Source organism: Alkalispirillum mobile (assembly GCF_003664325.1).
Taxonomy (GTDB): Bacteria; Pseudomonadota; Gammaproteobacteria; order Nitrococcales; family Halorhodospiraceae; genus Alkalilimnicola; species Alkalilimnicola mobilis.
Genome location: NZ_RCDA01000001.1, coordinates 1,686,543 through 1,701,503, shown reverse-complemented (window position 1 = coordinate 1,701,503; position 14,961 = coordinate 1,686,543). Strand labels below are relative to the sequence as shown.

The window sequence follows — 14,961 nt, the reverse complement described above, 5'->3', positions numbered from 1 at the left end:
GGACGGCCCCGTGGGTTACTCCGCGGTGAGTTTGCGCACGCCGTCGGCGGAGCCGAGCAGCAGCAGGTCGGCGGGGCGCAGGGCGAATAGGCCGTTGGTGACCACGCCGGGTATGTTATTGATCTGCTGCTCCAGCTTGATCGGCTCCATGATCTTCAGGCCGTGGACGTCCAGGATGATGTTGCCGTTGTCCGTGGTGAACCCGGAGCGCAACTCGGGCCGGCCGCCCAGCTTGACCAGCTCGCGGGCCACGTAGCTGCGCGCCATGGGGATAACCTCCACCGGCAGCGGGAAGCCGCCCAGCACGTCCACCAGCTTGGACTCATCGGCCACGCAGATGAAGCGCTCGGAGGCGGCGGCGACGATCTTCTCGCGGGTGAGCGCGCCACCCCCGCCCTTGATCAGCTGGAGAAAACGGGTGGATTCGTCCGCGCCGTCCACGTAGAGCGGAAGGGTGCCCACTTCGTTGAGGTCAAGCACCGGGATGCCATGCTTGCGCAGCCGGGCGGTGCTGGCCTCGGAGCTGGAGATGGTGCCGTCGATGCGGGCCTTCATGTCGGCCAGGGCGTCGATGAACAGGTTGACGGTGGAGCCGGTGCCCACGCCGATGACGGTGTTTTCCTCTACGTACTCCATGGCCGCTTCGGCCGCCATGCGCTTGCCCTGGTCAGCGCTCATCATTGACTCCCTTAGTGCGTTAGGATGTACCCCTTATGATAGCGAATCCAAAGCCCATCCCGACAGCGCAAGTCAAGCCCTCATGAGCCGATCCTACCTGGAGCGCATTCTCACCGCCTGTGTCTACGACGTGGCCATCCAAAGCCCGCTGGACGACGGCGCCACCCTCTCCGAGCGCCTGGGCAACCGCGTGCTGATGAAGCGCGAGGACCTGCAGCCGGTCTTCTCCTTCAAGCTGCGCGGCGCCTATAACAAGATGAACCGCCTGTCCGAGGAGGCGCGCAAGAAGGGCGTCATCTGCGCCTCCGCCGGCAACCACGCCCAGGGCGTCGCGCTCTCCGCGAAGCAGCTGGGCATCAAGGCCACCATCGTCATGCCGCGTACCACCCCGGACATCAAGGTCAACGCGGTGAGGCGGCTGGGCGGCCGGGTGGTGCTGCACGGCGACTCCTACGACGAGGCCTCGCAGCACGCGAGCAAGCTGGTCGAGGAAAAGGGGATGACCTACGTGCCCCCCTACGACGATCCGGACGTGATCGCCGGCCAGGGGACGGTGGGCATGGAGATCCTCTACCAGCACCCGCGGGACATCCACGCCATCTTCATCGCCGTCGGCGGGGGCGGCCTGGCCGCGGGTATCGCCGTGTACGTGAAACAGTTGCGCCCGGATATCCGCATCATCGCGGTGGAGCCGGAAACGGCGCCCACGCTGGCGCGTAGCCTGGAGACCGGCCGCCGGGTCAAGCTGGAGCAGGTGGGGCTGTTCGCCGATGGGGTCGCAGTGCGCCAGGTCGGCAAGACCAACTGGCCGCTGCTGCGCCAGTACGTGGACGATGTGGTGCTGGTCTCCGACGACGAGATCTGTGCCGCCATCAAGGATATCTTCGATGACACCCGCTCGATCATGGAGCCGGCTGGCGCCTTGGGCGTGGCCGGGGCCAAGAAGTACGTCGAGCGCACGGGCATCCGCGACAAGACCCTGGTGGCGGTGAACTGCGGTGCCAACATGAACTTCTCCCGCCTGGGCCACGTGGCCGAGCGGGCCGAGCTGGGCGAACACCGGGAGGCGGTCTTTGCCGTGACCATCCCCGAGCGTCCGGGCAGCTTCAAGCAGTTCTGCGAGGCCATCGGCAAGCGCGGGATCACCGAGTTCAACTACCGGTACGCCGATCCCACCCAGGCCCACGTCTACGCCGGTATTCAGCTCAGCAATGGTGACGAGGAGCGCCAGGCGCTGCGCGACGAGTTGGAGGAGGCCGGCTACCCGGTGCTCGATCTCACCGAGGACGAGATGGCCAAGGTACACGTCCGCCACATGGTGGGTGGCCGCGGCGGGGGCGTGGAGGACGAGATCCTCTACCGCTTCGAGTTCCCGGAGCGCCCGGGTGCCCTGCTCAAGTTCCTCTCGCGCATGGGGCGGCGCTGGAATATCTCGCTGTTCCACTACCGCAACCATGGTGCGGCCTACGGCAAGGTGCTGGTAGGCATGCAGGTGCCGGAGGCCGAGCGGGCCCGCTGTGTGGCATACCTGGATAAACTGGGCTATCGGTATGCGGAGGAAACCGAAAACCCGGCCTACCGGTTGTTCCTGAGCTGATCCCGGGGCCGGGCCGACCCGCGCGGAGGCCGTGCCCATGACCGAGCAGCCCCACGTCAGCGCCGACGCCATCCTGGATGCGGCCCTGGCCGAGGCCCGTGAGACCGGCTGGGAAGGCCTGCGCCTGGCCCCGGTGGCGCGCCGTCTGGGGGTGGGGCTCACTGCCGTCCAGCACCATTTCCGCGAGAAGGACGAGCTGATCGATGCCCGCCTGGACCGGGCCGATGCCGCGATGCTGGCGGTGCCCGAGCAGCCGGACTTCCCCCGGCTGAACAGTGTGGGCCGCCTGCACCGGCTGCTGATGGCCTGGTTCGAGGACCTGCAGCAGGATCGGGTGGTGGTGCAGGGCATGCTGGCCCACAAGATGGAGTTCGGCCACATCCACGTGCAGTTCCCGCTCCTGCTCCGGGTGAGTCGCACCGTGCAATGGTGGCGCGAGGCCGCGGACCGGCCCGGGGTGCACCTGGCGCGGGCCGTGGAGGAGACGGCGCTGACCACGCTCTTCCTGAGCACGGTGGTGCGGTGGCTGCGTGACGATGACCCCACCCTGGCGCCGACCGGGCGCTTCCTTGAGCAAGGGCTGCGCCGTCTGCAGACCGTTCACCGCTGGCTCCCGCTCCTGCCCCGCCCGCATCAGGGCTGACGGTGGGGGCCGGCGGTGGGGCGTGACCCCCTTGGGCTCAGGGGGTAATATGGCGCGCAAACCGTGATAAACCCAGCAGGAGTATGGATACCCTAACTCACGCCATCAGCGGTGCCGTGGCTGGCCGGGCCCTGCCCGACCGGCGAGGCGCCCCCGGGCCCGGGCTGAGGGAGCGCACCTGGGCGGGGTTCGTGGCGGCAGCCTTTCCCGATATCGACATCGTGCTGCGGTTCCTGGACCCGCTGGTCTACCTGAACCTGCACCGCGGGGTCACCCACTCGCTCTTGTTGCTGCCGGTATGGGCCTGGCTCCTGGCCCTGGTCTTTGCCCGGGTGGCGCCGTGGTTCGGTGGCGGCCGCTATGGCTGGCGGGCGTGGTATCTCGTCTCGGCGGTGGCGTTGCTGATCCACATCATCGGTGATCTGATCACCAGCTATGGCACCCAGTTGCTCGCCCCCCTGTCCAGCCACGGGTTCGCCTGGAACACCACCTTCGTCATTGACCCCTGGTTCTCCGGCCTGCTGTTGGCTGGGCTGTTACTGTCGCTCTACTGGCGGGCGATCCCCGTGGCCCGCCTCACCCTGCTGGCGGTTGCGTCACTGGTTGCCTTCCAGGCGGTGATGATGCGCCAGGCGGTGGACATCGGGCACCGCTTTGTCGACGCGGAGGGGCTGGAGAGTGCCGAGGTACGCGCCTGGCCGCAGCCCTACTCGCCCTTCAACTGGATGGTCAGCGTCAGCGTCGACGAGGGCCACCACCTGGCCTATCTCAACTTGCGCCAGCGCGGCCCCACGCCGCCCGCCCCCCCGCTGCCGGCGCCCCTGCGGGACTTGTGGTCCGCCTACCAGCCGCTGGATGACCTGGAATGGGAGTACTTCAGCCGGCATGGCGAGGGTGAGGAGGCGGAACGCGCCGAGCAGGCGTGGCAACACCCGGCGTTTGCCGATTACCGCCGCTTCGCGGGGTTGCCCGCGGTCTACAGCGTGGACGGGGACTGCGCCACCTTCCGGGACCTGCGCTTCCGCCTGCCGGGCCTGCGGTCGCCGTTCCGTTACGGGCTTTGTGGCCTGGACGATAACGATCCGTCGTTGGTCCGCGATGCCAACGGGGAGTTCGTCCCGGTACGGTGACCCGCCGCGGTGGCCGGCACCCCTTGCCACGACCGCCCCGGAATCGCTAATATGCGTGGTCCCGGCGGGTGTAGTTCAATGGTAGAACATCAGCTTCCCAAGCTGAGAACGTGGGTTCGATTCCCATCACCCGCTCCATCTTCTCCTCCCCTGCAGTGCCTTCCCACTGTTCGCGGCTTTCCTGGCGTCGTCCGGGGTTTTTAAGCGGTGTCTTGCCGTCTAACCTCAGAAGCATTGCTTTGTGCTGATGATCCAGGAGGCTGATCATGCCCCGCAGTGCCGCCGCGTCCGCTCGCCCTGTGGCCACCCAGGCCCCCGCCTGGCTGGTGCCCGCCCTGCTCGGGCTCTACACCCTGTTCGCCCTGTTGCCCCTGCTGCTGGCCGATACCGGTGCCGGGGACGGGCTGCATTTCTGGCACAAGTTGGGTAATGGCGTGGCCATGGCCGGCTTCGCCCTGCTGCTGGCGGAGTTCATCCTCTCCGGGCGCTTCCGGCGGGTGACGGCGCCCATCGGGATCGACGTCACCCTGCGCTTCCACCAGCTGATGGGCCACACGGTGCTGGTGTTGCTGCTCATCCATCCCTACCTGTACGCCTTGATACCCGCGGCTACGCAGGCGCCTGGGGTGGTCGTGCCCGCCCCCGCTTCGGGGATGGCCGAGGGGTTCACCGGGGTGATCGCCTGGCTGGTGCTGGGAACGGTGGTGTTGCTGGCCATCGCTCGTGACATGATCGGCATGGGGTATGAGCGCTGGCGCCTGGTGCACGGTGTGGGGGCCGGTGTGGTGGCGGTCTTCGGGCTGCACCATACGCTGGAGGCCGGTGTTTACAGCGGTCAGGGCTGGCTGGCCGCGTTCTGGGTGCTGGCCGTGGCGGCGGCGCTGTTCACCCTGCTGCACGCCTACTGGCTGGTGCCCCGGCGCCAGGCCCGTGCGCCCTGGCGCGTCAAGGCGGTGGAGCAGGCCGCGCCGGGTTACTGGAATGTCACCCTGGAGCCCGCCGGCAACAGCGAAGCGGTCACGTTCCAGTTCCAGGCCGGCCAGTTCGCCTGGCTCAAGGTGGCGGACAGCCCCTACACCCTCAAGGAGCACCCGTTCTCCATCGCCTCCAGTCCGGCAGCACTGCCGGAGGTCACCTTCACGATCAAGGAAGCGGGGGACTTCACCAACACCGTGGGGCAGTTGCAGCCGGGGCAGAAGGCCTACCTGGACGGTCCGCACGGCCACTTCGTGCTGGACGACCGGCCCGCCGGAGGCATCATGCTGATCGCCGGGGGGGTCGGTATTGCGCCGATCATGGCCTTGCTGCGGGCGTTGCGTGCCCAGGGGGATCGGCGCCCCGTGCGGCTGGTCTACGGTGTCCGCAGCCTCGACGAGGCGCTGTTCCGCGAGGAGCTGGACGAGGCCGAGCAGGAAATGGACCTGAAGGTCTTCCGGGTGGCGGACGAGGCCAGCGACGACCCGAACGTGCTGCGGGGGCCGGTCACCCGCGAGGTGCTGCAACGCTGCCTGCCGGAGCGGGGTGCCGCCGACTGGCAGCACTTCGTCTGCGGCCCGCCGGCGATGATCGACTCCGTGGAGAACAGCCTGGAAGCGGAGCAGGTGCCCCTGGAGCGGATCCGCACGGAGCGCTTCCGCTACACCTATCACGCCAGCACCCGCCGCTCCCGGCGGATCATGGCGATCTGGGCCGGGGTCACGGCCGTCGTGGTGGTGGCCGCTCTGCTCTTCGCCCTGGCCTGACCGGAGGCGCCTTCAGGTCTCCGGGTCGCGCCGGGACGGCGGGGCTTGGTCTGCCTCCCCCGCCGTGTTCGGTTCGATGGCTTCCTCCGGAGTGGCCGTGACCTCGTCCCAGAGCGCGGCGGCCTCGGTCTCGGCATCAGCCCGGGCCTGCTGGGCCATCTCCTCCTGGTGGGCCTCTTCGTCATAGCGCGGGTCCAGCTCAGAGGCCACGGGGGTGGTCCGGGCCATGACCACGAAGGGCTCCTGGTCCTCCGGCGCCACGGTCTCGCCGCGGACGAGCCAGGCGGTCAGGGCCACCCCGAGCGCGATGACGGCGATGAACAGGAATAACCCGATATCCCCCACCTGGCCCATCAGCTGCCCCGCGAGCACCGGGCCTACCGCCGAACCGAGTCCCCACAGAAACAGCAGTGCTGCACTGATGGTGACGAAGTCACCCACCTTCAATTGGTCGTTGGTGTGGGCCACCGCCAGCGGGTAGAGGGTGAACGAGAGCCCGCCGAACAGTGCGCCGACCCCCATCAGTACCGGCAATGTCAGCTCCGCGGAGAAGACCAGGGCCACGGCAACCACCGCTACCGACAGGTTGACGATGGCCATCACGCCGCGCCGGCCAAAGTTGTCCGACAGGTGGCCGATGGGCCATTGCAGCAGGAAGCCGCCGAAAATGATCGCGCCCATCAGAAAGGACACCCCGGCCAGGCCCAGGCCCGCCGACAGGGCGAACACCGGCGTGAGGGCAAAGACCGCCCCGTTGACCATGCCCGCGCCCACGCAGGCCACGACACCCAGCTGTGAATGGGTGAGGGCCGGCTTCAGGGCCATGCCGTGGCTCTCCGGCGGCGAGGGGTGGATGCCTCGGGTCATGGCCACGGGGATCAGGCAGAGGGCAAACAGGCCGGCCGCGACCATGAACAGCTCGTTGGTGGCCGGATCGCCGGTGAAGAGCAGGAATTGGCCGGTGCCCAGGCCCAGGTAGCTGACCACTTGGTAGACGGAGAAGACCCGCCCGCGGTTGGCTGCCGAGGCCCGCTCGTTGAGCCAGCTCTCGATGACCATGTAGATGCCGGCAGCGGAGAATCCGGTGATCACCCGCAACAGGGCCCAGGCGCTGACTGAGACGAACAGCCCGTGGAGCAGCACCGCGGCGGTGGCGCAGGCGGCGAACACCGCGAAGGCCCGGATATGCCCCACCCGCTGGATCACCCGCCCGGCCTGCATGGCGCCGACCATCAGCCCCAGGAAAAAGGCGGCCATTACCAGCCCGGTGACCTGGGGGTCAAATCCATCGAGGGTCATGCGCACGCCCAGCAGCGTGCCCAGCAGCCCGCTGCCCAGGGTAAATATGCCCACCGACCCCAGCAGGGCGAGAATGGAGAGGAACACCTGCGCCACGGCAGCCCCCGTTGGCGACAGCTGTCGCCTGGCTTAGTGGTCGAATTCGGGCACGAACCCGCCGGCCTCGCACGCCTCCAGTATGGCCGTTATCTGCGGTGGGTCACAATCGCAGGCCGGGGGATTGCGCATGACCATGCCCCAGGTGAGGTAGCCAGCCACGGCGTGGGTCAGGTCCTCGTTGTCCATGTCGGGGGTGTCACGTTCGCCGACCACGCGTTCGGCCTCGCGCTGCACCACCATGTTGTGGCGGATCCGCTGCCCGCGGTAGTACCGCTCGGTGATGATATCCATCTGCTCGCAGACATCGCCCCCTTCCCGCCATTCGCGCTGGATTCGGACCAGCGGTTGCGGCGTCTCGGGGTTCTGCGCCAGGTCATCGGCGATGGTCTGGGAGGCCAGTACCCGCGCGATCAGCTGGCCGTCGCCCTCCTGTCCGGCCGCCTCCAGCGCGGCGTCCCACGGGTCGTCGCCCACATCGGCCAGTGCCAGGGCCGGGCCAAGGAATAGCAGAGAGAACAGCAGGCGAACTCGGGGCATGGTGACTCCGCAGCATCGGAACGGGTGGGTGGCCCCGGGTGGGAACCGGCCGGGGCTTGTCGAATGTTACATTAGGGGGTGTCGACCGCCCACCCCCGGCGGCTGTCCCCTGCTAACCGGATCTGCCTGGACGTGTGATCGTGACGGAAGAACAGGACCTGGCCTGGTACCTCATCTATACCAAGCCGCGGCAGGAGCGCGATGCCCGCGACAACCTGGTGCGGCAGGGCTTCGATGCCTGGTTGCCGCTGGTGCGGGTGGTGAAGCGGCGCGGCACCCGGCGGGTGCCGGTGGTGGAGCCGATGTTCCCGCGCTACCTGTTCGTGCAGTTGGACGGTAGCCGTCAGGACTGGAGCCCGATCCGTTCGACCCTGGGTGTCAGCACGCTGGTGCGATTTGGCGGGCGGCCGGCCAAGGTGCCGGAGCCACTGGTGGCGGCGCTGCAGGCCCGGGCCGACGAGCAGGATATCTGCGACCTTTCGCAACGCCAGCAGCCCACCCGGGGCGACCGGGTGCGCGTAGCCCACGGCGCCTTCGCCGGGTACGAGGCGGTCTTCCAGGCGCGCAATGGCCAGGAGCGGGTGCTGGTGTTGCTGGAGGTGGCGGGCAAGCAGTCGCGGGTCAGCCTTCCGGCGGATGACATCGACCCTGTCCAGGGGGAGTGACCAGCGGCTGGCAGGGCCCCGCACGCTGGACGGGGCCCGTGTCGGCCGGGTTCAGCTTACGAAGGGCAGCGGCGTGCGGGTCAGGGCCACGGCGTAAATGTAGGCGAAGGTCAGCACGGCCGCGAAAAAGGCCAAGCCCTTGCTCATCGCGGTGCGGCCGCGCTTCAGCGCGATGGTGCCCAGCACGATATAGACCACCAGGCCGATGATCTTGGCCATCACCCAGCCCTGGGCAAAGGGGTTGAGCGAGAGCACCGCCAGCAGGCCCAGCGCGGTGAGCAGCAACACCGTGTCAAAGATGTGCGGGATGATGCGCACGGCCTTGTTGGCCAACACCCCCGGCGCGATGGGCAGCATCAGGCCACGCAGGACGAACAGCGTGATACTGATGATGGCCATGAGCATGTGGGTATGCTTGAGTGGCATGTAAAGCTCTGGCGGCAACATCCGATCGACCTCCTTTTGAATGGGCTCGTCATTCTTGCCCCGGGACCACCCGTGGCGCAAGTCGGTCATCTGCGGCAGACTGCCCCGGAGGCCCCGAGGAGAGCGGAATGAACGACGAACAACTCTTGCGCTACAACCGCCAGATCATGCTGCCGGAGATCGACCTGGCGGGCCAGGAGCGTTTGTTGGCCAGCCGTGTGCTGGTGGTCGGTGTCGGTGGCTTGGGGTCCCCCGTCACCCTGTACCTGGCCGCGGCAGGGGTCGGGCAGCTGGTGCTGGCGGACTTCGACCGGGTGGAGATGTCCAACCTCCAGCGCCAGATCGCCCACTCCACCCAGGACCTGGGTCGCATGAAGGTGGAGTCGGCCCGCGACGCGGTGGCGCGCCTCAACCCCGGCGTAGCGGTGGAGACCGTGGACCGGCGGCTGGACCCCGCGCTGCTTGCCGAGTGGGTCGGGCGCGTGGACCTGGTGCTGGACGGCTCGGATAACTTCGCCACCCGCTACGCGGTGAACGCGGCCTGCGTGGCCGCCGGCAAGCCGCTGGTCACCGCGGCGGTCATCCGCATGCAGGGCCAACTCGCCAACCTCCGCTTCGATCTCCAGCGCGCGCCCTGCTACCAGTGCATCTTCCCCGACACCGGCGAGGAGGCCCGGCAGACCTGCAGTGATACCGGCGTGTTGGCCCCGCTCGCGGGCACCATGGGCTGCCTGCAGTCGGTGGAGGCGGTCAAGGTGCTGCTGAACAAGGACGAGGCCACGCGTGGCCGGCTCTACACCTTCGATGCCATGGGCCTGGAGTGGCGCGGTCTGGGGGTGCACCCCGACCCTGACTGCCCGGTCTGCGGTGGCCGCTGATCACCGCAGGCTCAGCCCCAGCTCCGGCCACACCTCCTCCTCATCAGGGGTATCGGCGGCCAGTGCTGCCGCGATGCCGGCGTCGCGGTCGTAGAGGTCCTCGCGAAAGTGCAGGGTGCCGTCTTGGTCGGCCCAGGCGGTCCAGTACTGCAGGTGGACGGGGATGCTCCGCGGCAGTGAGACCGTGCGCTCCCGCCCGCCCCGGCCCCGTTCCAGTGCCCGGTCAATGGCCTCTGCCGACCAGTCGGGATGGTCCCGCAACAACCAGGCGGCCAGCTCCAGCGGCCGCTCGATACGGATGCACCCGGAGCTGAAGGCCCGACGGGGCTGGTCGAACAGCTCCCGCGCCGGCGTGTCGTGCAGATAGACGTTGTGGCGGTTGGGGAACATGAACTTGACCTGCCCCATGGCGTTTTGCGGCCCGGGCAGCTGGCGCAGCCGGTAGGGAAAGTGGCGCCGGGAGAGGCTGTCCCAGTCCACCGTCTCGGGGTCGATGACCCGCTCCGCCTCGCCCCAGCCCTGCAGCACGCGGAAGCCCATGCGCTCCAGGTGGTCCGGGTCGCGCTGGATCTGGGGCAGGATATCGCGGGTAGCCAGGCTGTGGGGCACCTCCCAGGCCGGGTTGAGGACCAGATAGGTCATCCGCCCGGTGAACACCGGCGTCCGGCGGTAGTCCCGGCCCACCACCACCCGCTGATTGATCACGGCCTCGCCCTGGTCGTAGACGGTCATGCTGAATCCGGCGATATTCACCAGAATGTAGCGCTCGCCCAGATCGCGCGGCATCCAGCGCGCGCGCTCCATGTTGACCCGGAGCTGCTCGGCCCGCCGTGACGGATGGATATTGAGCGCGGCCAGCGTGCGTGGCCCCACCAGGCCGTCCTCCTGCAGCCCATGCCGGCGCTGAAAGCGGCGCACGGCGGCCTCCAGGGCTTCGTCGAACAGCTCGTCCGCGACCGTTGCGGGGGCCTCGCCGATATCGCCGAGCAGGTAGAGCTGTTCACGCAGTGTCCGCACCCGGTCATCCCGATCGCCCGCACGGAGGGTCGGCCCGATGGCCAGGCGGGGGTAGATGTGCGCCTCGGCCAGGGCCTCCATCTCACGCAGTCCTCGCCGCATGTGCTCGTAGCGGGTGTCCTCCGGGTAGAGGGCCCGCAACGCCTCGGCCACGTCGTTTTGCTCGAGACCGGCCTGCAGGGCGGCCACCAGATCCTCCGAGGGGGGCGGCTGCAGCTCCCAGTCGGGGGCGACGACGTCGGGGTTGAGCTGTCCGGTGAGGGCATCCTCGGCCAGTTGCAACCAGGTGCGGGTGAGGCGCAACTCCAGGTCGGCCGTGGCGGAGACGCCCGCCTCGTCGGACCAGTCCGCCAGCCGCTCGATGAGCGCCTCGTGGTCATAGGCTTCCGGGTCCAGGCCGTGGTCGCGGCTCTCCTCGACCACGGCCAGCAGTTGGTCAGCGGTGGAGCGTGGCGTCCCGTCCCGGGTCCAGGCGGGGCGGTAGACCCGTTCCACGTAGAACCGGTGCAGGGGGTTCGCCTCCGGGTCCGCCTCGCTGCCCTGGGCCTCGGCGGTGGCCGCCTCCAGGCGGTCCCGCAGATGCTCGGCAACCTGGTCGTCGAACCCCGGCTCGTCCACGGCGGCGACGGCCAGCGGCAGGGCGAGGAGCAGCAGGGCAAGGGTGCGGCAGATTGCGGTCATGGCGACCTCCGGGGACGGCGGACAAGCGGCGACCGCTTGATCCTGAGCCTAGCAGAGGGATGCGCTGCTATCCTCATTTGACAACGTGCTGCCAGGGGGGATCCATGGCCTATTTCGACAAGCGTTACCACCCGCCCGGCACCGCGCCGGGGACCCTGGCGGGTGATGACTCCGGTGCGGCCACGGTACACCTGATGGACTACAGCCCCGATCGCCTTGCCGAGCGGGCGGATGCCACGGTGGCGGAGTGCACCCCGGCGTTGCATCAGGATCAGACCGTGACCTGGGTGCATGTGCAGGGACGGCCGCACCCGGAGCTGCTACAGGAGATCGGAAACGCCTTTGGTCTGCACCATCTGGCTATGGAGGACGTGCTCAACCGGGGGCAGCGCGCCAAGGTGGAGGACTATGGGGGGCAGTTGTTCGTGGTGCTGGCCAGCCCCTGTTGGCATGACTCAGGTGAAGGGGTGCGGCTCGCCATAGAGCAGGTCAGCCTCTTTCTTGGTGACCATTACGTGGTGAGTTTCGCCGAGGGGGCCGAGGACCCGTTCGAGCCGGTCAGACAGCGGTTGCGCGGTGTCGTCGGGCGTTTCCGCCGGGCGGGGGCCGATTACCTGCTGTACGCCCTGGTGGACCTGGTGGTGGACCAGGGCTTCCCGGCCCTGGAGCGCCTGGGCGACGAGCTGGAGGCGGTGGAGGATGTGGTGCTGGACGAGGCGGATGGCCGGGCCTCCGCGCGGCTCCACCGGTTGCGGGCCGCCGCCCTGCAGCTGCGACGCGCCTTATGGCCGCAACGGGAGGCCACCGCGTACCTCAGCCGGGACGAGACGGCTCTGGTGCACGAGACCACCCGTCTCCATCTGCGTGATTGCCACGACCACGCGGTGCAGATGATCGAGATGCTGGAGGCGTACCGGGAGATGGCCACCCACCTGCTGGACGTGCAGCTGACCCGGCTAAACCACCGGCTTAGCGAGTCCATGCGCATGTTGACCATCGTGGCCACGCTGTTCATTCCGCCCACTTTCATCGTCGGGGTTTACGGCATGAACTTCGATCCCGATGCCAGCCGCTGGAACATGCCGGAGCTGGCCTGGCCCTTCGGCTACCTGTTCGCCTGGGGCGTGATCCTGATGACCATCGGCCTGCTGTTCTGGTGGATGCGCAGGCGCGGTCTGTGAGCCATGCTTGCAGGGCACGGGCCTGGCGCCTGAATGGGCCACCTGCCTGACCAACCGGGATGATCATAATGCTGATGCGGAAAGCCGACCTGACCTGCTCCTCCTCCACCTCTGCCTACCCCGGCAACGCCCGTGGTGTCGTCCGCTGGGTACTGCTGGTGGTGGTTGTGATGGTGCTGTTGATCTTGCTGTTCGCGCCCCGCCTGGCGCAGGCGGACAGCCTGCCGGACACGGTGGAGCGGGTGGAGCCCGCCATCGTGAGTATCGCCACCTACCAGTCCACCCGCAGCCCACGGCTGAACCACTTGGGTACCGGGTTTGTTGTTGGTGACGGGCGGCTGGTGGCCACCAACCTGCACGTGTTGCCCGACCGCCTGGATACGGAGGCACGCGAGCGGCTGGTGGTGGTGGCGGGGACCGGGCGGGATCTGGACATGCGCCATGCGGAGAAAGTCGCGGACAGTGACAGCCATGATCTGGCCCTGCTGCGCATCTCAGGCGCAGCCCTTCCCGCCCTCACCCTGGGTGATTCGGATGCGGTGCGTACCGGGGAGAAGCTGGCACTGACCGGGTTTCCGATCGGCATGATCCTCGGGATGTATCCGGCCACCCACCGTGCGTCGGTTTCGGCCCGCACCCCGATGGCTTTGCCGGCCGCCCACAGCGGGCAACTGGATGCCGGCCGAGTCGCCCAGTTGCGGCGAAACCGCCCCATGGTGTTCCAACTGGACGGTACCGCCTACCCCGGCAACAGTGGTAGCCCGCTCTACCGGATCGATACCGGCGAGGTAGTGGGTATCATCAACCAGGTGTTTGTCCAAGGCGGCCGCGAGGCAGCGGTGGGTAGCCCCAGCGGCATCAGCTACGCGGTGCCCGCCAGCGCGCTGCAGCAGCTACTCGACCAGCAGCAGTAGCCGCCCGCCACGGGTCGCGGGCGCGGGTCAGCAGGGACGGCCGTAAGTGTCCTCGAACCGCACGATGTCGTCCTCGTGCAGGTAGGGCCCGGTCTGGATCTCGATGATCTGCAGCGGAATGTGGCCGGGGTTCTCCAGCCGGTGCGCCCGCGTCTTGGGGATGTAGGTGGACTGGTTTTCCTCCAGGTAGACCACCTCGTCGCCGTTGACGATCCGCGCCGTGCCGGCGATGACCACCCAGTGCTCGGAGCGGTGGTAGTGCATCTGCAGCGACAGTTGCCCGCCCGGCTTTACCACGATGCGCTTGATCTTGTAGCGGTGGCCCTCTTCCAGCGTGGTGTAGCTGCCCCAGGGCCTGGCCACGGTGACGTGGGTTTCGGTCAGCTCACGGTGCTCCTCGCGCACCCGAGCCACCATCTGCTTGAGTTCGGCCAGGCGCTCGCGGGGGCAGACCAGGGTGGCGTCCCGGGTCTGCACCAGCGCCAGCCCCTCGACACCGTAGGCGGCCAGCAGGCTGCCGTTGTCATCGCCCCAGAGCAGGTTGTTCCGGCTGTCCTCGGTCAGCACGGTGCCCTGGCAGACGTTGCCGTCGGCGTCCTTGCCGCGCTGCTGGTAGAGCGCCTCCCAGCTGCCCAGGTCGTTCCAGCCCAGCTCCGCGGGCACCACGGCCACCCGGTCGGCGTGTTCCACCAGGCCGTAGTCGATGGAGGTGTTCGGTAATTCGGCGTAGGCCTCGCCGGAAGGGGGCGTCCCGGCCTCTGCAATGGCGGTAACGGCGTCGGCCAAGGCCGGCTGGTGGCGGGCCAGCAGGGCCATGAAACGGTCGGCCCGGAAGACGAACATCCCGCCGTTCCAGTAATAACCCCCCTCCTCCAGAAAGCGCTCGGCCGTGGGTCGGTCCGGTTTTTCCACGAAGCGGTTGACCGCTTCCACCCCGTCCATCAGGGGCCGGTCCGCCTGAATGTAGCCGTAACCCGTGGCCGGCTCGGTGGGGCGGATGCCGAACAGCACCAGGTGGCCCGCCTCGGCGGCCGGTTCCGCGGTCAGCCAGGCGCGGTGGAAGTCCTCGGTCCGGTTGATGACGTGGTCCGAGGAGAACACCCCCACCACCGCCTGCGGGTCGTCCCGCGCGATGCCGGCCACCGCCCAGGCGATGGCCGGCAGGGTGTTGCGGCCCACCGGTTCGGCCAGCACGTGGTCGGCCAGCGCCGGTGCCACGGCGTGCAACTGACCCATGACCTCGAAGCGGTGGTCCTGGTGGGTCACGGTGGTCACCCGGTCCGCGCGCACCAGGGGTAGCAGCCGGCGGGCGGTCTGCTGGAGCAGCGACTCCTCGCCGTCCAGCGCCAGCAGCTGCTTGGGCATGTTGCTGCGCGAGAGCGGCCAGAGCCGGGTGCCGGAACCACCGGCGAGGATGATGGCGTGGCGGTGCGGTGCGGCGGCTGCGTCGATGTCTGCCATGGTGTCCCGTCGT

General features: G+C 68.4%; 14 protein-coding genes and 1 tRNA gene. 9 read left to right on the top strand and 6 right to left on the bottom strand.

The annotated features are described in order from the left end of the window. Nucleotides 1-15: 15 nt before the first annotated feature. Entirely contained in the window at nucleotides 16-678 is a 663-nt protein-coding gene (gene rpiA, locus DFR31_RS08050) for a ribose-5-phosphate isomerase RpiA (RefSeq protein WP_121442068.1), read from the bottom strand. On the opposite strand from rpiA, the gene ilvA reads away from it, so the two are divergent. From ilvA to DFR31_RS08025, 5 genes are all read left to right on the top strand, one after another. Beyond that, nucleotides 572-2,275: a threonine ammonia-lyase, biosynthetic gene (gene ilvA, locus DFR31_RS08045; RefSeq protein WP_342767657.1), complete on the top strand. Its 1,704-nt coding sequence runs from the start codon at nucleotides 572-574 to the stop codon at nucleotides 2,273-2,275. The genes rpiA and ilvA overlap by 107 nt on opposite strands. Nucleotides 2,276-2,312: 37 nt before the next feature. After that, on the top strand, nucleotides 2,313-2,918 hold the full coding sequence (locus DFR31_RS08040) for a TetR/AcrR family transcriptional regulator (protein WP_121442066.1): 606 nt from the start codon (nucleotides 2,313-2,315) through the stop codon (nucleotides 2,916-2,918). A gap of 83 nt (nucleotides 2,919-3,001) precedes the next feature. Continuing rightward, nucleotides 3,002-4,048 (top strand): metal-dependent hydrolase, encoded by a 1,047-nt coding sequence (locus DFR31_RS08035; protein ID WP_121442065.1) that lies wholly within the window; start codon nucleotides 3,002-3,004, stop codon nucleotides 4,046-4,048. Between the two features lie 64 nt (nucleotides 4,049-4,112). Beyond that, a tRNA-Gly gene (locus DFR31_RS08030) sits at nucleotides 4,113-4,186 on the top strand. A 128-nt stretch (nucleotides 4,187-4,314) separates the two neighbouring features. After that, the gene (locus DFR31_RS08025) at nucleotides 4,315-5,790 is read left to right on the top strand and encodes a ferredoxin reductase family protein (RefSeq protein ID WP_121442064.1); all 1,476 of its coding nucleotides are present in this window, start codon (nucleotides 4,315-4,317) and stop codon (nucleotides 5,788-5,790) included. Nucleotides 5,791-5,802: 12 nt separating this feature from the next. Here DFR31_RS08025 and DFR31_RS08020 read toward each other — a convergent pair whose 3' ends face one another. Together DFR31_RS08020 and DFR31_RS08015 are read right to left on the bottom strand one after the other, a co-directional pair. Next, on the bottom strand, nucleotides 5,803-7,185 hold the full coding sequence (locus DFR31_RS08020) for an MFS transporter (protein WP_245971104.1): 1,383 nt from the start codon (nucleotides 7,183-7,185) through the stop codon (nucleotides 5,803-5,805). A gap of 33 nt (nucleotides 7,186-7,218) precedes the next feature. Next, a complete protein-coding gene (locus DFR31_RS08015) occupies nucleotides 7,219-7,725 on the bottom strand; it encodes a hypothetical protein (protein ID WP_121442063.1) in 507 nt (168 codons plus the stop codon). A gap of 140 nt (nucleotides 7,726-7,865) precedes the next feature. Between DFR31_RS08015 and rfaH the strand changes: the two genes are divergently transcribed. After that, a complete protein-coding gene (gene rfaH, locus DFR31_RS08010) occupies nucleotides 7,866-8,390 on the top strand; it encodes a transcription/translation regulatory transformer protein RfaH (protein ID WP_245971103.1) in 525 nt (174 codons plus the stop codon). Nucleotides 8,391-8,441: 51 nt separating this feature from the next. Here rfaH and DFR31_RS08005 read toward each other — a convergent pair whose 3' ends face one another. Beyond that, on the bottom strand, nucleotides 8,442-8,906 hold the full coding sequence (locus DFR31_RS08005; RefSeq protein WP_211328244.1) for a SirB2 family protein: 465 nt from the start codon (nucleotides 8,904-8,906) through the stop codon (nucleotides 8,442-8,444). 38 nt (nucleotides 8,907-8,944) lie between these two features. On the opposite strand from DFR31_RS08005, the gene DFR31_RS08000 reads away from it, so the two are divergent. Then, nucleotides 8,945-9,694 (top strand): HesA/MoeB/ThiF family protein, encoded by a 750-nt coding sequence (locus tag DFR31_RS08000; protein WP_121442061.1) that lies wholly within the window; start codon nucleotides 8,945-8,947, stop codon nucleotides 9,692-9,694. Here the strand turns inward: DFR31_RS08000 and DFR31_RS07995 are convergent, their stop codons facing one another. Further along, on the bottom strand, nucleotides 9,695-11,392 hold the full coding sequence (locus tag DFR31_RS07995; RefSeq protein WP_121442060.1) for a L,D-transpeptidase family protein: 1,698 nt from the start codon (nucleotides 11,390-11,392) through the stop codon (nucleotides 9,695-9,697). A gap of 104 nt (nucleotides 11,393-11,496) precedes the next feature. Here DFR31_RS07995 and corA point away from each other — a divergent pair, with 104 nt between their 5' ends. Both corA and DFR31_RS07985 read left to right on the top strand, forming a co-directional pair. Continuing rightward, on the top strand, nucleotides 11,497-12,573 hold the full coding sequence (corA, locus tag DFR31_RS07990; RefSeq protein WP_121442059.1) for a magnesium/cobalt transporter CorA: 1,077 nt from the start codon (nucleotides 11,497-11,499) through the stop codon (nucleotides 12,571-12,573). 158 nt (nucleotides 12,574-12,731) lie between these two features. Continuing rightward, a complete protein-coding gene (locus DFR31_RS07985) occupies nucleotides 12,732-13,487 on the top strand; it encodes a S1 family peptidase (protein WP_425452531.1) in 756 nt (251 codons plus the stop codon). A gap of 27 nt (nucleotides 13,488-13,514) precedes the next feature. Here the strand turns inward: DFR31_RS07985 and DFR31_RS07980 are convergent, their stop codons facing one another. Then, on the bottom strand, nucleotides 13,515-14,948 hold the full coding sequence (locus DFR31_RS07980; protein WP_121442058.1) for a mannose-1-phosphate guanylyltransferase/mannose-6-phosphate isomerase: 1,434 nt from the start codon (nucleotides 14,946-14,948) through the stop codon (nucleotides 13,515-13,517). Nucleotides 14,949-14,961: the final 13 nt, after the last annotated feature.